Genomic DNA, 22814 nt, shown 5'->3' on the forward strand with positions numbered 1-22814 from the left:
TCTCGTGTTCCGGCCTTCCGCGTTCAGACCCTTCCGAGTTCCGGGCTGGCCGAAAGCTCCCGATATGCTCTGTGCATGCCCTCGCCCCCCGGACCAGGTCCCCTCCCTCGGCGCGCGGACCTGCTCCGACGCGCCCTGGCGCTCTGCGCCGCGTCACTGTTCGCGGTGCTCGCCGCCGCGCCCGCCGCCCGGGCCGAACCCCCGCCCGAGGCGGTCGAGGCCCACGAGGACACCAGGACCCCCGCCGAGTACTACGCGGACGAGCTCGCGGAGCGCCCCGAGGGCGCCGCCGTGATCGTGGACGACGCCATGGCGGGCCTCGTGGACACGGCCGAGCTGGAGGGGGAGCTGCACGCCCTCTTCTCCACCCTCGACGTCCCCTACTACGTGATCGCCAGCCCCTTCCCCGGCACCGGGTCGGACTGGGGCACCGGTACGGTCCTGCCCGTGGTGGTGGACCGGCTCGACCGCGACGGCGTCTACGTGCACCTGCGGCCCGACACCCTCATGCAGGAGGTGCTGGTCCGCGGCTACGACCTCCCTGCCGAGGAGAGCGCGCGCTCGCTGAGCGGCGACCCCAGGCTGGAGTACGACTCCGCCCCCGACGAGGTCGCCGCCGTCCTCGTGGAACACCTCCGGGGCGAGGCCCCCGCGCCCGCACACGGCCACGAGGGGAGGAGCGACCCCGGCGCGCTGACGGTCTTCTGGCAGGAGTTCCTCGACGACGTCGACCCCACCCGTTCGGTCGGCGCCGAGAACCTCGGCACCCTCTCCGGGCTCTCCGCCGGATTCCTGCTCGGCACGGGTGTGATCTGGGTGTGGTGGCGCTCCGTGCGCGGCCGTCGGCGGCGCCACGAGGTGACCGTCGTGGCCGTGCTCACCCTGGCCCTGGCCGGTGCCGCCGTCGCCGGTCCCCACGCCTACATGATGAGCGTGCCCGAAGGGGGAGTGGAGACCGCCTGGCAGACCCCGGACGTCCAGTCCGTCCCGCCCTACGTGGCCAACACCGAGCGGGTCGAACGCCTGGTCTCCGAGACCGGATCCGCGCCGCTGTACGTGGCGCCGCTGGTCACGATGGACCGCACCGGCCTGGCCGCCACCGCCGAGCGGTTGGAGGACACGCTGGAGGACACCGGTATCCCGGTCCGCGCCCTGGTGATGTCGATGAGCCCGACCGACGAGTCGGAGGGCGACCCCGAGGTTCTGGCGTACTCCCTGGCCGCGCTCACCGAGGAACCCTCCGTGTACCTGGTCGCCACCGCGGACTTCGAGGGGCGGGTCCAGATCGCCGCCGGGACCGCGGGCCTGGGTGTCGACTCCTACGAACTGAGCACGGCGGTCCGGGACGTGACGGGCGACACTCCGGCCGAGGCCGTCGAGGCCGCGCTGCCCGCCCTCACCGCGCTGTCCACCGACCCCGGCCAGCCCGACACCGAACCCCTCTTCGCGTACTCCTACGACGAGGACCCCGGGCCCAGGTCCGAGCGCTTCCTCGGTGACGGCTTCCTGCCCTGCCTCCTCGTGGTCGGACCCCTGCTCTCCGGGATCGCCTTCGGCCTGCTGCTCCTCCTGGTGGCCACCGTGCGCGCCGTGCGCGGGGGCACGGTCGGCGGTCGGACGCGGATGAGGGCACGCACACTGCGCCGACTCGCGTTGTCGGAGACCCGGGCCATGGTCCGGGAGCTGGAGGAGGCCGGGAACGGCGAGGTCCCCGCGTCGGCCATGCGCGACGCCGACGCCGCACTGGTCGTGCTCCGGCGCCCCACGGACTCCCTCGACCTCCTCGGGGCCACGGTCCTGGCCCGGCGCGCCCGCGCGGGCATCTCCGGCGACCCCGGGGCCGGACGGCGGCCGGTCTGCTCGGCCAACCCCCTGCACGGCCGGGCGGACCGGGTCGGCAGGGTCGCGGTCGTCCAGGGGCGCCGCCCGCTGTGCGACGCCTGCCTGGAACTCCAGAACGACGCCCGTACCGCACGCGTGCTGGAGCTGCGGATCGGCGGGGCCTGGGTCCCGCACCTGAGCCTGGACCGCGTCTGGGTGCACACCAACTACGGATCGACGCAGCGCGGCCTCGTCGACGGGATTCTGGAGGAGAGCGATGCGTAGGTTCGAGGTGCCCACCGTCCTGGGCGCGGTCCTGGCCCTCACCCTCATGGGGGCGGCGCCCGTCGCCGCCGCGCCGGACGACACCGTGCGGGAGAACGCCTCCGAGGCGATCACCTCCGCCCTGGCCGAGTCGCCGGTCCACGTCGACCCCGCCTACTCCGGTGCCCTGCCCGAGGAGGTCCGCCAGGAGGCCGTCGAACTCATCGAGGACTCCGACCTGCCCCTGTACGTGATCGCGGTGCCGATGGTCGCAGGGGACACCTGGGACGGCGACCCCGAGAACCTGGCCGTCCTGGTCCACGACCGCATGGGCGGGGGCCGGGCCCACATCCTGGTGTTCGCCAACGACCGCATGCACGGGTGGGACTACGGGGGCGGATCGGACCTGCGCGCCCACTACGGGGCCCTCACCTCCGCCTATGCCACGGAGTTCGACGGCAACCTCGCCGAGCTGGTCGAGGTCTCGGTGGAGTCGGCCCTGTCCGAGGACCCCGAGGCCGCCTACACCGCCGCCAGCGAGGCCTACGACGAGCAGCGGGACGACGCCGCCGGGCCGCTGTCCGGGTTCTGGCGGGGCGACGGCACGGGGGCGCCCGGCTGGCTGTGGCCGTCCGTCGCCGCCCTGGCGCTCGTCCTGGCCGTCGGCGCGGTCTGGCGGTCCCGCCGGGCCAGGGTGCCCTCGCTGCCGGCCCTGGCCGTCACCCAGCACGCCGGGTTCGACAACGCCGACCGCGCCGCTCTGGACCGGCTGGTCGAGCGGGGCGCCACCGACCTCGTCGAACTGGGGGAGCGGCTGGGCCAGCTGCGTTCGCGCTCCCAGAGCGAGGAGGCCACCCGGCTTCTCCAGCACGCTCTGGACGCCCGTTCCGCCGCCGCCAAGGTCCACGACCGCATGCTCGCCACCGAACCCGCGCTGCCCGACGCGGTCGGGGTCCTCGTCCTGCTCGACATGGCGGAGGACGCCATCCTGCGCAGCCGTTCCCGGTCCCGCAAGCCCCGGGTGCACTGCTACGCCAACCCGCTGCACGGTACCGCCACCAAGCAGACGGACTGGCGCGAGTTCGGCGGCACCCGGACCGTCCGCGTCCCGCTGTGCGCGGAGTGCGCCAAGGCGGTTCGGGAGCGGCGCCGTCCCCGGGTGCTCCCCGACCACCACCGGGGGAGTGAGGTGCCCTACTACGAGGTGCCGGCCGACGAGAGCGTCTGGTCGGCCACCGGCTACGGGGCCCTGCGCGACGACCTGGTCGATCGGGTCCTGCGCGGCGACCACACCGGGGCCCGGAGGTAACGGCCGGGCATCGGATGGGAGGAGACCGGAACCGGGACCGTGTACGGGCGGTCAGTTCCCTGTGGCACCCTGACATGGCGCCCCGCTCGGGGCCCGAGAACGACGTACGAGAGACGGGGCGGGCTGTGGACGACCCTCAGGACCAGGCCATGCGAGTGGAGGAGGTCGGAGGCTTCCGGCTTCTGCGTTCCCTGGGGCGTGGCGGTTTCGGGGAGGTGTTCCTCGGTGAGGCCGGGGACGGCACCCTCGCCGCGGTGAAGCTCCTGCACGCCAGCTGGTCCGGCGACGCCGACATGCGGCGCCGCTTCGCCGCCGAGGTGGATCAGGCCCGGCGGGTGAGCGGGTTCTGCGTCGCGACGATCCTGGACGCCGACCCCGACGCGGCCCAGCCGTGGATCGCCACCGAGTTCATCGACGGCCCCACCCTCCAGGCCTCCGTCGAAGCGGACGGCCCGCGCACGGGAGTGGAGCTCCAACGCCTGTCCGTGGGCACCGCGACGGCCCTGGCCGCCATCCACGCGGCGGGGGTGGTGCACCGGGACCTGAAACCGGACAACATCATGCTCGCCTCGGACGGGCCCCGGGTGATCGACTTCGGGATCGCCCGCGCGGTCGAGTCGACCTCGGTGACGGCCAGCGGGGTGGTCGGCACCATCGGGTACATGGCGCCCGAGCAGCTGGAGGGCGCCCGGCTGACCGCCGCCGTGGACGTGTTCGCCTGGGCCTCGGTGATGGTGTTCGCCGCCACCGGCCGCGAGGCCTTCTCCGGTCCCACCCAGGCCTCGCGCATCGCCCGCATCCTGGGCGGGGAACCCGACCTCGCGGGCCTGGAGGGCGCGTTCGCCGACATCCTCCGGGTCTGCCTGGACAAGGAGCCCTCAGCTCGGCCCGACGCCGAGACCCTCATGCGGTGGATCATCTCCGCTCCGGCCGGTCCCGGTCCGGTCCGCGCCGCCGGAACCGGTGGGAACCACGCGCCCACGACGGTCGCCCCCGGTACGGACTCCGACCGCACGCACACCGAGGTGGCGCCCTCGTCGGAAGCCCGCACCCGCGTCGGCGTCGACCGCACCAGGGTCGCCGGTCCACCGCACTCCGGCGGGCCCCCCGTCGACCCCACCAGGGTGGGCGGGGCCGCCCATGCCGCACCCACCCGCACCTACACACACATGGCTCCCTCGGACGCGCCGGAGGGGCAGGTCCGCGCCCAGCCGTCCGGGCCGTATCCGTCGGCCCCCGGCGGGGCGTACACCCCGCCCCCGAGCGGCGCGTACCCCTCGGGCGCCCATCCCTCTTCCAGCGGGTACCACGCCTCGAACAGCGGCCACTTCGGGGCGCCGCCCTACCACTTCGTCAGCCTCCGGTTCCACGACCCCGCCCACCTGGCCGAGGCCATGCAGCAGAACTGGGGCGCCGCGGTCAAGGTCTTCAGCGAACCCGGCGAGCGCGCGGCCCTGGGCGCCTGGCTCATGGACGACCTGGGCGACACCAGTGTCGACCGCTCCCTGTTCCGGCGCGAGGTCCGGGACGCCAACCTCGCGGTCGCCTCGTTCGTCGCCCAGGTCCGCCCCGACCTGCCGCCCGTCTTCCGTGGCCGGGGCGTGTCCCTGGCCGAGCTCCGGGCGCTGTTCTCCGACCCCGGTCCGCTCCTGACCGGTGCCCCGCTCAGCAACGAGATGGTCCTGCTGGCCCGTCCCGAGCTCCTGCGGATCATGAGCGCCCACCAGGGCCCCGAGAGCGTCGAGTACCAGCGGCTCGCCGAACACCTCGACCGCGGCGAGAACGCCGGCACCCTCCTGCACGGACAGCTCTCCCAGCAGCTCGTGGGGTGGCGGTCGAGCCAGCCCAACGTCAATCCGGCACTGGTCCTGGCCTTCCTCCTGAACCCGCGCCTGATGGTCCCGCCCGACGACAACGGTGACTCCGGTGTCGCCGAGTGGGTGGACATCCTGTGGCAGCGCGTGTCGAACACCGGCACTCCCGAGAGCGCCGGGTACGCGGCGGCGGTCTACGGCTCCCTGGGCACCCTCCAGGCCCTGGCCAGGCAGCGCCGCTACTGGGAGAGCCGCTACGCCGAGGTGTCCACCACCCACGAGGAGCTCGTGGGCAAGGTGGAGCTCCAGACCCGGACCGGGCGGATCATCCACTGGTGCCGGATCTCCCTCATCGGCCTCCCCCTCGGCCTCTTCCTCGCCGTGATGCCCGTGTGGGACGTGGTCGCCGACCTCATGATGTGGGTCGCGCTGCTCGGTCTCGTCGGCCTGGTCGGTGCCTTCATGACACGTCTGGTGCTGTGCGGACCCGCCGACCGCCGTCGGCAGCGGCTCATGGACCTGCACAACTCCAACCACCAGCTGCCCCAGCTGACCAGCGGCGTGGAGCGCATCCGCACCGACCTGGCCCAGGCGCGCAGAATCACCTCCGGCTGAGCCCTCCGGCGGGCCCGGGCCCCGCCGTTCGGACGACAGGACAAGAGAAGAAGGAAGGACGCGCTCGTGGACGAGACCACGGACTTGACGCCCGCCCCCCGCGCGGTCGGTCCGTACACCCTGACGCGATCGCTGGGCAGGGGCGGTTTCGGGGAGGTGTTCCTCGGTGAGGCCGGGGACGGCACCCGGGCCGCCGTCAAGCTCCTGCACGCCAACTGGTCAGGCGACGCCGACATGCGGCGCCGCTTCGCCGCCGAGGTGGATCAGGCCCGGCGGGTGAGCGGGTTCTGTATCGCGACGATCCTGGACGCCGACCCCGACGCGGAGCAGCCCTGGATCGCCACGGAGTTCATCGACGGGCCCACCCTGCACCGGGCCGTGACCGTCGAGGGCCCCCGCACCGGCGCCGAGCTCCAGCGCCTCGCCGTCGCCACGGCCACCGCCCTCGCGGCCATCCACGCGGCGGGGGTGGTGCACCGGGACCTGAAGCCGGACAACATCATGCTCGCGTCGGACGGGCCCCGGGTGATCGACTTCGGGATCGCCCGCGCGGTGGAGTCCACCTCCGTGACCGCCAGCGGCATCGTCGGCACGGTCGGGTACATGGCGCCCGAGCAGCTGGAGGGCATGCGCCTCACCGCGGCCGTGGACGTCTTCTCCTGGGCCTCGGTGATGGTGTTCGCCGCCACCGGCAGGGACGCCTTCCACGGCCCCACCCAGGCCGCGCGCATCGCCAGGGTGCTCTCCGGGGAACCCGACACCGGGGACCTGTCCGGGCCCCTGCTGGACACCATCCTGGCCTGCCTGGACAAGGACCCGAGGCGGCGCCCGGACGCGCCCGCCCTCCTGCACCACCTGGTCGCGGGGACCGCTCCCGGTCCCGCCGGTCAGTCCTCGGGGCCGTCCCCCGCCCCGGGAGGGGACGCCCCCCGGACGCCGTCCCAGGACCCCCCGCCCCACCACGCGGCCGCACCGCCCTCGGGCAGACCCGCGTACCTCACCCCGCCACCGTCCCTGGTCCGGCTCCAGAACTCCTACGGCCCTCCCGCACCCGACGCCGACGCCGACGGGGAGGTCCCGCCCTACCGGTTCGCGGGGGTGCGCTTCACCCGGATCGAGCCGCTGGCCGCCGCCATGCAGGAGCACTGGTCGGAGGCGGTCATGATCCTCGGGGACCCGGCCGAGCGGGCCATGCTCGGGTCCTGGGTCATGAACGACATCAACGACACCAAGGTGGACCGCTCCCTGTTCCGCCGCGAGGTCCGGGACGCGAACATGGCCGTGGCCTCCTTCGTCGCCCAGGTCTGCCCGGAGCTGCCACCCCTCTTCCGGGGGCACGAGCTCACCCTCGCCGGGCTGCGGGAGCTCTTCCACGACCCGCGTCCGCTCATCACCGGAGGGCACGAGGCCAACGAACTCATGCTGCTGGCCCGCCCCCAGCTGCTGCGGCAGATGGCGGAGCACCGGCACGCGGACGGCCCGGAACTGCGCCGACTGGCCCGGGACGTCGAGGAGGCCGAGCGGACCGGGATGGCCTTCCACCGGGAACTGGCCCAGAACCTCAACGGCTGGCGCGGGTTCGAGGGACGGATGGACCCGGCTCTGGCGCTCACCTTCCTGCTCAACCCGGAGCTCATGGTGCCCCCGGACCCGGGGGACATGCCCGGCGCCCTGAACTGGACGAGCGCGCTCTGGTCACGCGTCGAGCTCTCCTCGGGAGCCCGACGGGCGGGGTACGCGGCGGCTGTCTACGGTTCGCTGTCCGCCGTCGTGACCCTGATCCGGCAGCGCAGGGTGTGGGCGGAGCAGCGGGAGTCCCTGCGCCGTGAACACAGTTCGCTGACCGCGGCGGTCTCGGAGTCGGGGCAGATCTCCAGGATCAGGACGGCGTTCGTGGTGGCGGCCGTCGTCTTCCTGTTCCTGTCCCTGGTCCTCGGGGCGGGGCTCAACGGGTCGGGCCTGGGGATGCTCTTCTTCCTGTCGTCGCTCGCGGCGGGGAGCGTCGCGCTGATCATGAGGTTCAGGGAGAACGGGAGCTTCGGGGGGTCCTCCGCCCGGGAGGCGCGTGACCTGCGCCTGCGCAACATTCCCCTCCAGGGGCAGGCGCTGGCGGCGGGTCTGCGGACGATGGACGCCGACGTCCGGCGCGCCCGCGAACTCTGCTCGCGGCCGCCCGCCAAGGACTACTGAGGGCCGTTCCCGACCAGCAGGTCGGCGCGTACACGAGGCGGGTCGCAGGCGTACAGGGCGTCCTCCTGACGGGCCCACGACGCACGGTGGGGGGCGTACGCCTCCGCGTCCTCCCGGGCGTCGAGCCTGCGGGCCCGCGTCGGCGCGTCGGCCTCCACCCACAGCAGCAGGTCCGGGAGGTCGCGCACGGCGGCGGCCCCCGAACCGCACCCCTCCACGACCAGGGTGCCCCCGTGTTCGACGACGTCGGCGGGGAGGGTGACCCGGTCGGCGCCGAACGCCCCGCGCTCCCAGTCGTACCGGTGCCAGGCGGGCGCGCGCCCCTCGGCGAGCGGCAGCAGCACCCATGACCTGAGCAGGGCGGAGGCCTCGGCCAGACCCTCCCAGCCGGGGTAGAGGTCCTCCATCGTCAGGAGGGCCACCGATTCACCCCGGTCGGCCAGGGCACGGCACACCCGGGCGGCCACCGTGCTCTTGCCCGACCCCGAACGCCCCTCCACCGCCACGACCCGTACGAGCGGGCCCCGCCGGTCGGCGTCCAGAACGGCCCCGGCCACGTGTTCCGCCCACCCGGGCCGGTCGGTGCTCACCCTCTCCATGCCCACGAACCTAGGGCATGGCCGGGGTCGGCCGTCCGGGCCGCGACTCTGAGGTCCGGTTCCCCGTTCAATGCTTGTAACATTCGACGGAACAACGCCAGAGCGAGCGGACCGAGAAGGGGTACGTGGTGACCGAGACCGGCACGACCCCCGGGTCCCAGTCCGCTCTGCGGGAGGCCAACCAACGGCGCGTCGTGGACGTGCTGCGCCGCGACGGCACCCGCACCCAGGCCGAGCTGGCCCGCGCCACAGGGCTCTCGGCGGCCAGCGTCTCCAACATCGTCCGGGGCCTGCGCGCCGCCGGGACGGTGTCGGTGCGCGACACCTCCTCCAACGGCCGCCGGGCCCGGGCCGTCACCCTCCTCCGTCCGCCGGGCACGGTCGTGGCCGTGGACTTCGGCAACGACCGGATCCGCGTGGCGGTCGGTGACAGCGAAGGCAACATGCTGGCCCGCGAGTCCATCGCCTACGAGGTCGCCGCGGACGCCGGGCGGGCGGTCCGCCGGGCCGCCTGGCTGACCGAGACCACCCTGCTGGGCGCCCGGATCGACCTGGGCACGGTCGCCTCCGTGGTGGCCTCCGTTCCGGGGCCGATCGCCCCCGACACCGGCGAGGTCGGTGCCATCTCCTGTTTGCCCCGGTGGGCGGGGTTCCGCCCCGCCGAGGTGCTGGGGGAGCGGCTCGGCCTGCCCGTGCGGGCGGAGAACGACGCCAACCTCGCGGTGGTGGCCGAACGTGAGCTGGGCGCCGCCCAGGGGGCCGACCACGTCATCCAGCTGGTCCTCGGGGAGGGCGTGGGCGCGGGCATCGTCATGTCCGGTCGGCTCTTCCGGGGCGCGGGCGGCACGGCGGGCGAGATCGGGCACATCGGCCTGGACCCGCGCGGCCAGGTGTGCCGCTGCGGCAACCGCGGCTGCCTGGAGACCTTCGTGGGCACCGGGTACCTGTTGAACATGCTGCCCAGGACCCACGATCTCGCGGCCGGTACGGACCGGGATCTGCTGCGGGAGTTGGTCGCCTCCGCTCTGGACGAGGACCCCGGCAGCCGCCGCGTCGTCGCGGAGGCCGGGAGCGCCCTGGGGCAGGGGGTGGCGATCATGGCCAACCTGTTCAACCCGGACCGCGTGGTGGTCGGCGGCGACCTGGCCGAGGCGGGCGATCTGCTGCTGGTCCCCATGCGCAGGTCGATGGAGCTCGGAACCCTGGGTGGGGCCCTCGCCCAGCTCGAAGTGGAGACCAGCGCCCTGGGCGAGGACGCGCCGATCCGTGGCGCGCTGCTCACGGCCGCGCACAGCCTGCGCTGAACGCGGGCACCTCGGCTCAGCCACTCGGCGGGGTCTCTCTGAGGCGCCCGCCTGAGGTTCGCACCCCTTCCGCGCGGTGTCCGCCTTGTGTGCAAGCGTCCTGGCCTGCCCGGATGCTGAATTCAGCTTGTGAACTCAAGACTCGTAATGTTTCGGTTATGTGTTCAACAGTTGACGGCAAGGTGGACTCGGGGATCTACTTCACACCATCGATCGCGCATTCTCGTCCGCGCAGGTTCCGCAAGAGAGGCCCCCCGCGTTGACCACGACACGCCCCCACCACCGTCCCCTCCCCCTCGGCATCGCCGCCGCCGGTGCCGCGCTGGCCCTGTTCGCCACCGCCTGCGGCTCGCTCACCACGGACGACTCGGCCGGTGAGACCCAGACACACAGCCTGGAGGAGGGCTTCCACGTCGGACTGCTGCTCCCCGAGCTCCAGACCGCCCGTTACGAGGCCTTCGACAAGCCCTACTTCGAGGAGGCGCTGACGGACCTCTGTCCCAACTGCGAGCTCTCGTACGCCAATGCCGACCAGGACGTCGACGAACAGCAGACCCAGGCCCAGGCGATGCTGACCGCCGGGGTCGACGTCCTCGTGCTCGGCGCCGTCGACTCCGAGGCCGCCGCCGGAACCGTGAACGAGGCACGCGGCCAGGGAGTCCCCGTCGTCGCCTACGACCGACTGGCCCAGGGCGGCGTCGACATGTACGTCTCCTTCGACAACTTCCGGGTCGGCCAGGTCCAGGCCGAGGCCCTCCTGGGCGCCCTCGACCAGGAGGGAACCGCCGGTGACGGCCAGATCGTCATGATCAACGGCTCACCGACCGACCCCAACGCGGGCGACTTCAAGGCGGGCGCCCACGAGATCTTCGAGGGCCAGGTCGAGATCGGCCAGGAGTTCGACACCCCCGACTGGTCGCCGGACGAGGCCAACAGCCAGATGGAGGGCGCCATCACCTCCCTCGGCCTGGACGAGATCGTCGGCGTCTACTCGGCCAACGACGGCATGGCGGCGGGCATCATCTCCGCCCTGCGCAGCGCCGGGGTCTCCGTGGCGGACCTTCCGCCCGTCACCGGACAGGACGCCGAGCTGCACGGCATCCAGCGGATCGTCTCCGGTGAGCAGTACATGACCGTCTACAAGGCCATCCGCCCCGAGGCCGAGATCGCCGCCGCCATGGCCGTCTCCCTGGCCACCGGCGACGAACTCGACGCGGGTGAGCACTCCGTCACCGAGGTCGAGGACGCCGACGGCGAGAAGGTCAGCTCGGTCCTGCTCGACCCGGTCGCGGTCACCGTCGACGACATCGCGGACACGGTCGTCTCCGACGGCTTCTACACGATCGAGCAGATCTGCACCGACGACTACGCCGACTTCGACTTCTGCAAGGAAGCCCTCTAGCCATCCCGACGTCCGGGCCGTCCCCCACCGGAGGCGGCCCGGACGCGAAGCCCCGCGAGGCCGGGCCGCGTGGAGCGACCGGCCCCGTCCCGCCGGGGCGAGAGAGAGAAACAGGCACATGAGCACACCCGTCCTGGAACTGTCCGGGATCTCCAAGACCTTCGGGGCCGTCAAGGCCCTCTCCGAGGTCGACTTCCAGGTCGACCCCGGGGAGGTGGTCGCCCTCCTCGGGGACAACGGCGCGGGCAAGTCGACCCTCGTCAAGGTCATCGCCGGAGCCCACCCCGCCGACAACGGCGGCACCGTCCTCTGGGACGGCACACCGGTCACCATCGGGGCACCCGCGGACGCCCAACGCCTCGGGATCGCCACCATCTACCAGGACCTCGCTCTCTGCGACAACCTGGACATCGTCGGCAACCTCTTCCTGGGCAACGAACGCCTCCACTTCCCCGGCACCCTCGACGAGGTCGAGATGGAGCGTCGGGCCGTGGAGCTCCTCGACTCCCTGTCGGTGAGCATCCCCGACCTGCGCGTCCCCGTCGCCGCCCTCTCCGGCGGGCAGCGGCAGATCATCGCCATCGCCCGGTCCCTGCTGGGCCAGCCCCGCGTGGTGATGCTCGACGAACCCACCGCCGCGCTGGGCGTCGCCCAGACCGCCCAGGTCCTCGACCTCATCGAGCGCCTGCGCGACCAGGGGCTGGGGGTGGTCCTGATCAGCCACAACATGGCAGACGTCCGGGCCGTCGCGGACCGCGCCGTCGTGCTCCGCCTCGGCCGCAACGCGGGCGACTTCCCCATCGCCTCGACCAGCTACGAGGAGATCGTGGCCGCCATCACCGGCGCCTCCGACAACCCGGTGACCCGTCGATCCACCCGTACCGGCTCATCGGCCACGGCCACGAAGGACAAGGAATGAGCCAGCAGACACACGCCTCCCAGGACGGCGACACGTCCGTACCGTCGAGCGGACCCCGGCGCGACCCCCGACTGCTGGCCACCGTCGCCTCACCCGGCGGATGGCTCAGGGCCCTGCGCCGCAACCTCAGGGGAGGGGAGCTCGGCGCGGCGCCGGTCATCGTCGGCCTGCTGCTGATCGCCGTCGTCTTCCAGTCGATGAACGACCGGTTCCTGTCCCCGCAGAACCTGTCGAACCTCACCGTGCAGATCGCCGCGATCGGCCTCATGACCACCGGCGTCATCATGGTCCTGCTGCTCGGTGAGATCGACCTGTCCATCGGCTCGGTGGCGGGACTCTCAGCCGGGGTCCTGGCGGTCCTCGCGGTCCGGCACGGCTGGTCCGAGTGGGCGGCCGTCGGCGCCGCCGTGGGCGTGGGCCTCCTCGTGGGCCTGCTCCACGGTTTCGTCTTCGCGAAGATGGGCGTACCGGCCTTCGTGGTCACGCTCGCCGGTCTGCTCGGCTGGCAGGGCGTGCACCTCTACCTCATGGGCGGCGACGGGAGCATCAACACCAGCTCCAGCGGAGCCATCGCGATGCTCACCCAGACCTACTTCGTCCCGGTCGTGGGCTGGTTCCTGGTCCTGCTGGCACTCGGCCTCTACCTGCTGTCGGTGCTGGTGGTCGAGGGCCGACGCCGCTCGGCGAGCCTGCCCTACAAGCCGCTGACCGAGGTGCTGTTCCGTACCCTCCTGCTCGCCCTGCCGCTGGCGGGCGGTGTGTGGGTGCTCAACCAGTACAAGGGTGTACCGCTCGCCTTCCTCATCTTCGTGGGCTTCGTGGTGGTGCTGGACCTGGTGCTGCGCAAGACCCGCTACGGCCGCATGGTCTACGCGGTGGGCGGCAGCTCCGAGGCGGCCCGCCGGGCCGGGATCAACGTGGACCTGATCCGGATCTCCGTCTTCGGGATCGCCTCCACCCTGGCCGCGCTCGGCGGCGTCATGCTGGTCTCCCGCAACTTCGCGGCCAGCGTCTCCACGGGCGGCGGCGCCGAACTGATGATGGCCATCGCGGCCGCGGTGATCGGTGGCACGAGCCTGTTCGGCGGGCGCGGCAACGCCTACTCGGCCCTGCTGGGCGGCCTGGTGCTGGGCGCCATCACCTCGGGTCTGCTGCTGCTCCAGATGGACACGTCGGTGCGCTTCATGATCACGGCGGCGGTCCTGCTGATCGCGGTCGTGCTCGACGCGCTCTCCCGTCGTGGACGCAAGACCCACGCCAGGGGCGGCGCCTAGGGAGTGTTTTTTGGATGCTTTCGCTGGTGGCGGCGGAGCCGCCATCGATGCGAGCGGCCGTCGCCCCTACTGTGCGCTGCTACGCAAGCTCCGCAGCCTCGCACAGCGGGGGCCCGGCAATCTCTCGCAAGCCGTGGAGCGAAGCTGCCCCTACTGTGCGCTGCTACGCAAGCTCCGCAGTGTCGCACAGCGGGGGCCCGCCCGGGTTTGGCTGTCCGAGCTTCATCGGCGCAGCGAGAGGCAGCCTGGTGGTCGCGAGCGCGGAATGATCCAAAAAACACGACCTAGGGCCACCCCCCAGTGCGGCGGTCGTCCCTCCCCGGGGCCGCCGCGGGGCCCGGGCCGGTTCCACTCCCACCGGTCCGGGCCTCTCCCGTGTGCACGGGGCGTGTGAGGTGTGTCCCTTTCCGGCCTCCGCGCGCGACGGCGCGTTCCCCGTGGACGGGGGCGCGGACCGCCCCGGCGGCGGGGGAGGGGGCGAGTGGCCGGGCCCGCCGGGTCGGACCGCCGATACCCGGTGCGACCTGCGCTGACACGGACACGCTCCCGAAGCGTCGTCCGGAGGGGCCGACGGCCGCCGTGACCCGGGCCACTCCCGGTGTCCGGGGCGTTGGTCCCGACGGGCACGGGGTCGAAGGTCCCGAGGTCAGGGGCGGAATCAGCGGCCTTCGGAGCGCTGTTAGGTTCGCCGCGTCCCTCGACCCAGCCCCGGGCGTCCGGCGTTCGCGCCCGCGCCGCTCCCGGGACCCAGCCAGGAGAACCATGCGCAAGATCCTCGTCGTCGGTGCCGGACCGTCCGGGCTCCAGCTCGCCCTCGGGCTGCTCGCGGAGGACTACGACGTCACCCTGATCGACCCCCGGGGCCCGGAGGAGATCCGGGCCGGGCGGGTGATGTCCACCCAGTGCCTCTTCGGACCGGCCCTGCGCCGTGAACGCCGCCACGGACTGGACCTCTGGGGCGACCGGGCGCCCGACGTCACCGGAGTGGGGATGCGCGTGGCCGCCCCGGAGGGGGGAACCGCACCCGAGACCGACTGGGTGGGACACCTGGACGAGCCCGCCCGGTCGGTGGACCAACGGCTCAAACTGGCCGCGTGGGCGGAGCTGTTCGCCCGGGGCGGCGGCCGCGTCGTCCGGAGCCGGGTCACCCCCGACGACCTGGAGGCCCTGAACGCCGAACACGACCTGGTCGTCGTCGCGGCGGGCCGGGGCGGACTCGCCGGGCTCTTCCCGCGCGACGAACGCCGTTCACCCTTCACCGAGCCCCAGCGCGTGCTCTCCCTGGCCTATGTCACCGGGGCCGACCCGCATCCGCACGGCGGTGTCCTGGGGCGGACGGCCTTCCCCGGAGCGGGTGAACTGCTCACCCTGCCCACTCTCTCCGTGAACGGCCTCTGCCAGGCCCTGATGGTCGAGGCCGTGCCCGGCGGGCCACTCGACCGGCCGTTGCGCCCCGGCGCCACCAGCGAGGACGTGCTCGAAGGCCTGCTAGACGCCCTCCGCCGCCACGCCCCCTGGGAACACGAGCGCTTCGCCGGGGCCCGGCTGGCCGACCCCCTCGCCGCCCTCCACGGCGCCCACACCCCGGTGGTGCGCGAGCCCGTCGCCCGGTTGGCCGACGGCACCCCCGTCCTGGGCATGGCCGACACCGTGGTCAGCAACGACCCCGTCACCTCGCAGGGCGCCAACATGGCCTCCCTGTGTGCCGACGTCTACCGCCGCGCCATCGTCGACCACGGGACGCGTCCCTTCGACGAACGCTTCATGCGCGCGGCCTTCGCGGCCTACTGGCGCCACGCGCGGCAGGTCACCGCGTGGAGCAGAGTGATGCTGGCCGGACCGCAGCACGTGTGGGAGCTGTACCGGCTGGCGGAGGGGCACCAGCCCACCGCCGACCGGTTCGCCAACTCCTTCGGGGACCCCACCGGCCTGATCGACTGGTTCCTGCACCCCGAGCGGGCGACGGCCTACGCGGACCAGGTGCGACGATCCGCGGAGACGCCGTCGTCCCATGTCCCTATCTCCTAATCCCGATCGGCCAGAGGGGGATATAGCGTCGGCCCCCTCATGTTCGCTGATCTCCTCACACCCACGTCCCACGCCCTGTTCGGGCAGATCGACGCCTGGATCTTCCTCCTGGTGGCGGCCACCGCCGTCCTCGCCGGCGCCGCCGTCCAGAGCATGGTCGGGCTCGGCCTCGGACTGGTCGCCGCCCCGGTGATCTCCTTCCTCGACCCCACGCTCATGCCCGGCTCCCTCCTGATCGCCGTGATCGTCCTGCCGATGCTCACCCTCGTCCAGGAGTGGCGCCACGTGGACTGGCGCGGCCTCGCCTGGGGGCTTCCCGCCCGCGTGCCGGGAACCGTGCTGGCGGTGTGGGTCGTGGCGGTCCTCGAACCCCGCGCCCTCGCGGCGGTGGTCGGCGTCATGGTGCTCGTTGCCGTCGCCCTGACCGTGCGGTCCTTCCGGGTGCGCATCACCCCCGTCTCCCTGGTCGCGGCGGGCACCCTCTCGGGGTTCGCGGGGACCGCCACCTCGGTGGGCGGACCGCCCATGGCCCTGCTCTACCAGCACGAACCGCCGGAGCGCGTGCGCGCCACCCTGGCCGCGTTCTTCCTGCTCGGGGGCGCCCTCTCCCTGCTGTCCCTCGGGATCGGCGGGCAGCTGGACGGCCGCACCGCCGCCGCCGGGATCGCCGCCATCCCCTGCGTGGGCCTGGGCTTCCTCGTCGGCAACCGGGTCCGCCGGTGGGTCGATCCGAAGCTCATGAGGAAGGCCCTGCTGTGTGTGGTGACCGTCTCCGCGATCGGCCTCCTCACACAGGCCGCTCTCGGCTAACCTCGGCCACTCGGGCCGTCTCAGGTAAACCCGCTCCCAAGAGGGAGTAATCTACGCCGAAACCTCCGAGGCGGGTGCGGGCCCGGCGGTGTCCTCCGGAAGGGGCAGACCCTTATGCCGTGGGTACCGTCGAATCCGTAGCCTCGGAGGGCCGCCGGGTGTGACCCGCGGGCGAAGGCCCATAAACTCGGGTACGTATACCTGTCGGTAGCCATGTCCGGCCCACGTCAGGGGCTGGAGCGGGCAAACGTAACGTGGACACGCTGGACGAGGGGACTGACGAGACAGTGACACTGTTCGAGTCGATACACAATCCGGAAGCGCTGAAGAAGCTCCCGGCCGACCAGCTCCCTGCGCTGGCCCGGGAGATCAGGGACTTCCTGGTCGACTCCTGCTCCCAGACAGGGGGGCACCTCGGTCCCAGCCTCGGCGTCGTCGAGCTGAGCATCGCGCTGCACCGGGTCTTCGACTCACCGAAGGACCCCATCCTCTTCGACACCGGCCACCAGGCCTACGCGCACAAGGTCCTCACCGGCCGCCACGACTTCAGCGACCTGAAGTCCGAGGGCGGCCTGTCCGGCTACCCGTCCCGCGCGGAGTCGGAGCACGACTTCATCGAGAACTCCCACGCCTCCACCTCGCTGTCCTACGCCGACGGCATGGCCAAGGCCAACGAGGTCCAGGGCCGTACCGACCGGACCGTGGTCGCCGTCATCGGTGACGGCGCCCTCACCGGCGGCATGGCCTGGGAGGCCCTGAACAACATCGCGGAGAAGCGGAACCGGCGCCTGGTCATCGTCGTCAACGACAACGGCCGCTCCTACTCGCCCACGATGGGCGGTCTGGCCGACCACCTCTCCTCGCTGCGCATGACCCCCGGCTACGAGCAGGCGCTGGACCTGGCCAAGAACACCCTCAACCGCACCCCGGTGGTCGGGCAGCCCCTCTACGAGGCCCTGCACGGCCTCAAGAAGGGCCTCAAGGACACCATCCAGCCGCAGATGATGTTCGAGGACCTGGGGCTGAAGTACCTGGGCCCCATCGACGGACACGACGAGCCCGCCGTGGAGAAGGCCCTGCGCCGGGCCCGCGACTTCGGCGGACCGGTGATCGTCCACGTCATCACCCAGAAGGGCAAGGGCTACGCCCCGGCCGAGAACCACGACGAGGACCAGTTCCACGCCCCCGGCCCCTTCGACATCGACACCGGTGAGGCCAAACCCGGCCCCAAGGTCGAGAAGTGGACGTCGGTCTTCGCGAACACCATGGTGGAGTTGGGCGGCGAGCGCGAGGACATCGTCGGCATCACCGCCGCGATGCTCCACCCGACCGGCCTCAACAAGTTCGCGGACGCCTACCCCGACCGCGTCTTCGACGTCGGGATCGCCGAGCAGCACGCCGCCACCGCCGCCACCGGCATGGCGATGAACGGCCTGCACCCGGTGGTCGCCGTCTACGCGACCTTCCTCAACCGCTGTTTCGACCAGGTGCTCATGGACGCCGCCCTGCACCGCCAGGGCGTCACCTTCTGCCTGGACCGCGCGGGCGTCACCGGCAACGACGGGGCCAGCCACAACGGCATGTGGGACATGTCCATCCTCCAGGTGGTCCCCGGACTCCGCCTGGCCGCCCCGCGTGACGCCGCGCGGCTGCGCGCCCTGCTGCGCGAGGCCGTCGCCGTCGAGGACGCCCCCACGGTCGTGCGCTACCCCAAGGGTGCCGTCGCCGAGGAGCTCCCCGAGATCGGCAAGGTCGGCGGCATGGACCTGCTGCGCCGCGCCACCGACGGCGGACACGGCAAGGACCTGCTCATCGTTGGCGTGGGCACCATGGCCCAGGTCGCCTGTGAGGTGGCCGACCGCATGGCCGACCAGGGCATCGGCGTCACGGTGATCGACCCGAGATGGGTCAAGCCGCTGGACGAGGCCCTGGTGGACGAGGCCGCCGAGCACTCCGTGGTGGCGGTCGTGGAGGACAACGGCCGCACCGGCGCCGTCGGGGACGCCGTGGCCCGCCTGCTGCGCGACCACGACGTGGACGTGCCCGTGCGGACCTTCGGTATCGAGCAGGAGTTCCTCGACCACGCCAAGCGCGACCGCATCCTCCAGCAGCAGGGCCTGACCCCGCAGGAGCTGTCCCGCAAGCTCACCGAGACCGTCTCCCGGCACAGTGAGCGCGGCGGCCAGCAGCCCGAACTGGCTGACGAGAAGGCCTGACCCACACCCCTCTGGCAGCGCCGGAACCGCCTCCGGTGCTGCCAGAATGGGGTCATGACCGACCAGCCCAGCGCCCAGGACGAAACTCCGCTCAGGGTGGCCGTGATCGGCTCCGGCCCGGCCGGGGTCTACGCCGCCGACGCCCTCACCCGCCAGCGCCGCGTGCCGGTCCGGGTGGACATCGTGGACCGGCTGCCCACCCCCTACGGCCTGGTCCGCTACGGCGTGGCCCCCGACCACACCAAGATCAAGGGCGTGGCCCAGACCCTGCGCAGGGTCCTGGAGCACCCGCACGTGCGGTTCATCGGCGGGGTCGAGTTCGGCACCGACCTCACGCGGGCCGACCTGGCCCGCTCCCACCACGCCGTCGTCTACGCGACCGGCGCCAGCGTGGACCGGCGCATGGGTGTGGCCGGTGAGGACCTGCCCGGCAGCGTCGCCGCCACCGACTTCGTCAACTGGTACTGCGGGCACCCCGACAACACGTGGGACGACTTCGCCCTCGACGCCGAGGAGGTCGCCGTGGTCGGGGCGGGCAACGTCGCCCTCGACGTGGTCCGCGTCCTGGCCAAGACCGCCGACGAACTCCGGCACACGGACGTCCCCGAGGCCGTGCTGGAGGTGTTCGCCGCCAGCCGTGTGCGCACGATCCACCTGCTGGCCCGCCGGGGACCGCTCCAGGCCAAGTTCACGGCGCCCGAACTCCGCGACCTGCTGGACCTCCCCGGGGCGGACATCGTGGTGCGCCCCGAACAGGTGGACATCGACCTCACCGAGATCGGGGACGACCGCCCGGAGCTGCGTGACGTGTCCCGGGCGGCGCGCACCAACCTCAGGCTGTTGCGTGAACAGGCCGAGCGCGTCCCCGAGGGGCGCCCGCGCCGCGTCGAACTGCACTTCTGGTCCCGGCCCGAGGAGATCCTGGGCGAGGACCGTGTGAAGGGCCTACGCGTCGAGCGCACCCGGCTCACCCCGGAGGGGCGTCTGGAGGGAACCGGCGAGCACGAGGTCCTGGACGTCGGCATGGTGATGCGCTCGGTGGGGTACGCCGGGGTGCCCCTCGAAGGGGTGCCCTTCGACCCGGGTGCGAGGACCGTCCCGCATGAGGAGGGCCGGGTGCTGGACTCCGAGGGGACACCGGTGCCGGGCGACTACGTGGCCGGGTGGATCAAGCGGGGAGCCAGCGGGGTGATCGGCACGAACAAGTCCGACGCCGCCGGGACCGTCCGCGCACTGCTGGAGGACGCCCCCCGCCTGCGCGACTCGGTCCCCGAGCCCGTCGCCCTGGAACGGGTGCTGGACGACCGGGGGCTGCGGCACAGCGACTACGAGGGCTGGCTGCGTATCGACACCGCCGAGGCGGGGCACGCCGCCGACCTGGACCGGGGGGAACGCGTGAAGTACCGGGACTGGGAGGCCTACCGGAGGATCCTCGGACAGGGCTGAGGTCAGGTGACGTCCCCGGCGGCCGCGTCGTAGGTGTTGCACCCGCCCACGGTCGGGCTGGTGTACCCCGACTCCAGCCAGTGCGCGCGGTTGGCCGCGCTTCCGTGGGTGTCCAGGTCGCCGCCGCCGTTGAAGTGCAGGTTGACCACGTCCAGGGAGTCGCCCTCCGGATCGGTGAGGCCGCGCAGCCCGACACCCGCCATGCACTCGGCCTGGAGCTCGGTGCGGCGCAGGGTGTCCAGTTCGTCGGCCTCGCTGCCCGCTCTGAGGCGCAGGTCGTGGGAGATGCTCAGGATGCCGGTGGCGTACTGCACGTGGTGGGCGTACTCGTGGCCCATCAGCGCGAGCCACACGTCCGCCTGGTGGGTGTCGGGGATCTGCTCACCGACCTGGCGCACGTTCGGCAGGACCACGGTGATCAGGCCCCGGTCGCTCTCGTAGTAGGCCAGGGTGAAGGAGTCCTCGCTGTCCGTCTCCAGGGACTCGTCGGTGACGGTGATCTCGGGCAGCTCGGGGTCCAGGCCGAGTTCGTCCATGACCGGTGCCCACAGCTCGTTCAGGCAGGTCCCGGCCTCGTTGGCGAACGCCTCCCAGGAGTCGTCCGAGTCGGTTCGCAGTTCCGGCAGGGCGCAGTCGACGGACTCGGGCATGGCGACGCCGTAGAGCGGGTGGTCGACGATGTCGACCTCCGCCGGGTTCGGCCGGGCGTACAGGGAGGTGTCGTAGAACGCCGACAGGTCGGTCCCGCCGGTGGAGACCTCCTCCTGCGGGGTGTTCACCACGATGACCACGCTGGCGATCAGCGCCACCAGAGCGACCGAGGCCGCCGAGAACGCCGCCACCAGCACGGCTCTGCCCCGGTTCCGGCGCGGCGGCGGGTACGTCCCCCACTGCGGCTGCGGGTGGTACCCGGCCCCCGTCGGCGGGTGGAACGGCGGCACGTGTGCCGGGGGGTGGCCCTGCGTCCACTGGGGAGCCCCCGTGGGTGGCCGGTACCCCTGCGGCGCCTGCGCGGCGTACGGCGGCCGGGGCTGCCCCCACGCGACGTTCGTCCCAGGTGCGGGCTGGTGGTGACCCGGCTGCTGTCCGTGCGCCGCACGCGGAGCCTGAGAGCCGAACTGTTGCCCCTGCGGCCCCTGCTGGCCCTTTGGGGGTGGGGCGAGCGGCGCTTGAGGCCCGTAGGTGGTCCGTGGGTCGTGTGGCCCCTGTGGGGCTTGGGCCCTCGGGGTCTGCTCGTTTGAGTGCCCCTGCGCGGCCTGTGGCGCCTGGGGGCCCTGGATCAGATTGGTTGCTTGAGACGCTTGCGGCGGCTGAGCCCCCGGAACATGTTGACGCGGCGGGTCCTGCGGCACGTTCACCTGCTGAGCGTGTGCGGGCCCAGCCTGTGGCTGTCCGGGTTGCGGCCCCTGTGCCATGTGTGGTGCCTGTGGGGCGAGCGGCGCTTGAGAGCTGTGGGCGGTCTGCTGACCGTGCGGAGGTGGGGGAGAGGCGGCTGGTCGGCCCTGGGGCTGCTGTGGACCCTGCGCGGACCCCTGGTGCCCGTGCGGGCTGCGCGGCGGCTGGGGTCTCTGGAACTGAGGGTTCGCCTGCGCGGACACCGGCGCGCTCTGCGGCTGCCCTGGCTGGACCTGCGTGGGGGGTGGCGTCCGGGCGGCCTGGGATTCGTGCGGCGTGCCGGGCGCCTGCGGGGACTCCGCAGGATCGACGGAGTCCTCGGCTGGGCTCGGGGCGGTCTGGGCAGCCGACGGTTCCGGCTCCGGGCCCCGTGGGGGCTGGGCCTCGGCCGGGCTCGGGGCGTCGTGGCGGGACGTGCCCGGATGTTCGGGCGGTCGCTGCTGGGCGCCGGTCCGGTCCGGGTGGGGAGGGTTCTCCCCGGGCTGTTCAGCTCCGGTTCGGTTCTCCACGGGATCGTCCTCGTCGTCGCGCCTACACGGGAACGGCATGCCGGATTCGTACCCACGAATCCGGCAATAGCCGCAGACCTCCAGTATGGGGCTTGAACGGACGAGTCCCGGTCAGGCACCCCCCGCCATACGGGGCGGGGAATAGCGAACCCCGAGGTCCTTCGCCATGTTCTGAAGCTCGGACTCGAAGAATGGTTCCATGTCCCCCACCACGAAACTCAGATGTTGGAACACTTCCATGCAGACCACGCCATAGAGGCGCACCCAGCAGGCCGTGAGGACCATGACGGCGCCCTCGGAGATGTCGGGTGAGGTGAATCCGACGGAGTCGGCGAAGGAACGCAGTTCGGGGCGGAGCGCGTTCGGGATCTCCTCGTCCGTCGGCAACGGAAAGCGCTCCTCCGAGACCAGTCGGTCGAAGAGGGTGAAGAACGTGGAACCGAAACGGCGGCCCGCCTCCAGGGCGCGGGTGATGTCGGCCTCGGGGTCCAGCCGGGTCCTCGGCCCGAACATCACCGAGAACTCGGCCTGGTGGGTGATGGCCCAGTTCCGGAACGCGCGCAGCGAGACGAGGATGCGGCCGTCGGTGTCGTCCACGGGCATGCTCGCGTCGGCGTCGGCCACCACGTCGGCCAGCTCCTCGTACATCTCCGCCGTGATCATCACGAGCAGGGCGTCGATCCCGGGCACGTAGCGGTACAGGCCGGGAGCGGTCATGCCCATCTCGCGGGCGATCGCGCGCAGGGACACCCCGACGACCCCGAACTCCACGAGGTGTCTGCGGGCGATCTCCTTGATCTCGGAGAGTGTGGCCTCGCGCACACGCTCGCGGCGGCTCAGCGTGCCCCCGGTCCGATGGTCGCTTGTGACCGGCGGTTTCGTCATGTGCTGCGGTACAC

16 protein-coding genes are annotated in these 22814 nt (G+C 72.4%); 13 read left to right on the forward strand and 3 right to left on the reverse strand.

Translation table 11 applies throughout. The features are described 5' to 3' along the window. The first annotated feature begins 75 nt into the window (after window positions 1-75). The 4 genes from AC0VYM_RS12785 (at window position 76) to AC0VYM_RS12800 (ending at window position 8013) form a co-directional block, all read left to right on the forward strand. Window positions 76-2106 (forward strand): hypothetical protein, encoded by a 2031-nt coding sequence (locus AC0VYM_RS12785; protein WP_475462454.1) that lies wholly within the window; start codon window positions 76-78, stop codon window positions 2104-2106. After that, window positions 2099-3394: a hypothetical protein gene (locus AC0VYM_RS12790; protein ID WP_475462457.1), complete on the forward strand. Its 1296-nt coding sequence runs from the start codon at window positions 2099-2101 to the stop codon at window positions 3392-3394. The genes AC0VYM_RS12785 and AC0VYM_RS12790 overlap by 8 nt, the downstream gene beginning before the upstream one ends. A 125-nt stretch (window positions 3395-3519) precedes the next feature. Continuing rightward, complete coding sequence (locus tag AC0VYM_RS12795; protein WP_475462460.1) at window positions 3520-5823, forward strand: serine/threonine protein kinase; 2304 nt, start codon at window positions 3520-3522, stop codon at window positions 5821-5823. Between the two features lie 66 nt (window positions 5824-5889). Then, complete coding sequence (locus tag AC0VYM_RS12800) at window positions 5890-8013, forward strand: serine/threonine protein kinase (RefSeq protein WP_475462463.1); 2124 nt, start codon at window positions 5890-5892, stop codon at window positions 8011-8013. Here AC0VYM_RS12800 and AC0VYM_RS12805 read toward each other — a convergent pair. Beyond that, on the reverse strand, window positions 8007-8612 hold the full coding sequence (locus tag AC0VYM_RS12805) for a uridine kinase family protein (protein ID WP_475462466.1): 606 nt from the start codon (window positions 8610-8612) through the stop codon (window positions 8007-8009). The genes AC0VYM_RS12800 and AC0VYM_RS12805 overlap by 7 nt on opposite strands. A gap of 128 nt (window positions 8613-8740) precedes the next feature. Between AC0VYM_RS12805 and AC0VYM_RS12810 the strand changes: the two genes are divergently transcribed. The 8 genes from AC0VYM_RS12810 to AC0VYM_RS12845 all read left to right on the forward strand — a co-directional run bounded on the left by AC0VYM_RS12810 (window position 8741) and on the right by AC0VYM_RS12845 (window position 20011). Further along, window positions 8741-9916: an ROK family transcriptional regulator gene (locus AC0VYM_RS12810; RefSeq protein WP_475463014.1), complete on the forward strand. Its 1176-nt coding sequence runs from the start codon at window positions 8741-8743 to the stop codon at window positions 9914-9916. 259 nt (window positions 9917-10175) lie between these two features. Next, on the forward strand, window positions 10176-11318 hold the full coding sequence (locus AC0VYM_RS12815) for an ABC transporter substrate-binding protein (protein WP_475462469.1): 1143 nt from the start codon (window positions 10176-10178) through the stop codon (window positions 11316-11318). A 118-nt stretch (window positions 11319-11436) separates the two neighbouring features. Beyond that, window positions 11437-12237, forward strand: coding sequence for an ATP-binding cassette domain-containing protein (locus AC0VYM_RS12820; RefSeq protein ID WP_475462472.1), 801 nt, complete (start codon window positions 11437-11439; stop codon window positions 12235-12237). After that, window positions 12234-13511: a sugar ABC transporter permease gene (locus AC0VYM_RS12825; protein ID WP_475462475.1), complete on the forward strand. Its 1278-nt coding sequence runs from the start codon at window positions 12234-12236 to the stop codon at window positions 13509-13511. The genes AC0VYM_RS12820 and AC0VYM_RS12825 overlap by 4 nt, the downstream gene beginning before the upstream one ends. A gap of 762 nt (window positions 13512-14273) precedes the next feature. Next, window positions 14274-15539, forward strand: coding sequence for a styrene monooxygenase/indole monooxygenase family protein (locus tag AC0VYM_RS12830; protein ID WP_475462478.1), 1266 nt, complete (start codon window positions 14274-14276; stop codon window positions 15537-15539). A 39-nt stretch (window positions 15540-15578) separates the two neighbouring features. Next, the gene (locus tag AC0VYM_RS12835; RefSeq protein ID WP_475462481.1) at window positions 15579-16349 is read left to right on the forward strand and encodes a sulfite exporter TauE/SafE family protein; all 771 of its coding nucleotides are present in this window, start codon (window positions 15579-15581) and stop codon (window positions 16347-16349) included. 287 nt (window positions 16350-16636) lie between these two features. Beyond that, entirely contained in the window at window positions 16637-18565 is a 1929-nt protein-coding gene (dxs, locus tag AC0VYM_RS12840) for a 1-deoxy-D-xylulose-5-phosphate synthase (RefSeq protein ID WP_475462484.1), read from the forward strand. Window positions 18566-18619: 54 nt separating this feature from the next. Next, window positions 18620-20011 carry an FAD-dependent oxidoreductase gene (locus tag AC0VYM_RS12845; protein WP_475462487.1) on the forward strand — a complete coding sequence of 464 codons (1392 nt, stop codon included), beginning with the start codon at window positions 18620-18622 and terminating at the stop codon, window positions 20009-20011. 2 nt (window positions 20012-20013) lie between these two features. Here AC0VYM_RS12845 and AC0VYM_RS12850 read toward each other — a convergent pair whose 3' ends face one another. Further along, window positions 20014-20859, reverse strand: coding sequence for a neutral zinc metallopeptidase (locus tag AC0VYM_RS12850; protein ID WP_475463015.1), 846 nt, complete (start codon window positions 20857-20859; stop codon window positions 20014-20016). A 477-nt stretch (window positions 20860-21336) separates the two neighbouring features. On the opposite strand from AC0VYM_RS12850, the gene AC0VYM_RS12855 reads away from it, so the two are divergent. Further along, complete coding sequence (locus tag AC0VYM_RS12855; RefSeq protein WP_475462490.1) at window positions 21337-22011, forward strand: hypothetical protein; 675 nt, start codon at window positions 21337-21339, stop codon at window positions 22009-22011. A gap of 15 nt (window positions 22012-22026) precedes the next feature. Here AC0VYM_RS12855 and AC0VYM_RS12860 read toward each other — a convergent pair whose 3' ends face one another. Further along, window positions 22027-22800 (reverse strand): TetR/AcrR family transcriptional regulator, encoded by a 774-nt coding sequence (locus tag AC0VYM_RS12860; protein WP_475462493.1) that lies wholly within the window; start codon window positions 22798-22800, stop codon window positions 22027-22029. Window positions 22801-22814 lie beyond the last annotated feature (14 nt).

The sequence above is a fragment of the Nocardiopsis sp. iso_237 genome (genome assembly GCF_056173345.1).

Coding starts and splice junctions, on each gene's coding strand:
- AC0VYM_RS12860 (WP_475462493.1), bottom strand. CDS start 22,800: ATGACGAAACCGCCGGTCACAAGCGACCATCGGACCGGGGGCACGCTG.
- AC0VYM_RS12825 (WP_475462475.1), top strand. CDS start 12,234: ATGAGCCAGCAGACACACGCCTCCCAGGACGGCGACACGTCCGTACCG.
- AC0VYM_RS12820 (WP_475462472.1), top strand. CDS start 11,437: ATGAGCACACCCGTCCTGGAACTGTCCGGGATCTCCAAGACCTTCGGG.
- AC0VYM_RS12785 (WP_475462454.1), top strand. CDS start 76: ATGCCCTCGCCCCCCGGACCAGGTCCCCTCCCTCGGCGCGCGGACCTG.
- AC0VYM_RS12835 (WP_475462481.1), top strand. CDS start 15,579: ATGTTCGCTGATCTCCTCACACCCACGTCCCACGCCCTGTTCGGGCAG.
- AC0VYM_RS12855 (WP_475462490.1), top strand. CDS start 21,337: ATGTTGACGCGGCGGGTCCTGCGGCACGTTCACCTGCTGAGCGTGTGC.
- AC0VYM_RS12805 (WP_475462466.1), bottom strand. CDS start 8,612: ATGGAGAGGGTGAGCACCGACCGGCCCGGGTGGGCGGAACACGTGGCC.
- AC0VYM_RS12845 (WP_475462487.1), top strand. CDS start 18,620: ATGACCGACCAGCCCAGCGCCCAGGACGAAACTCCGCTCAGGGTGGCC.
- AC0VYM_RS12830 (WP_475462478.1), top strand. CDS start 14,274: ATGCGCAAGATCCTCGTCGTCGGTGCCGGACCGTCCGGGCTCCAGCTC.
- AC0VYM_RS12790 (WP_475462457.1), top strand. CDS start 2,099: ATGCGTAGGTTCGAGGTGCCCACCGTCCTGGGCGCGGTCCTGGCCCTC.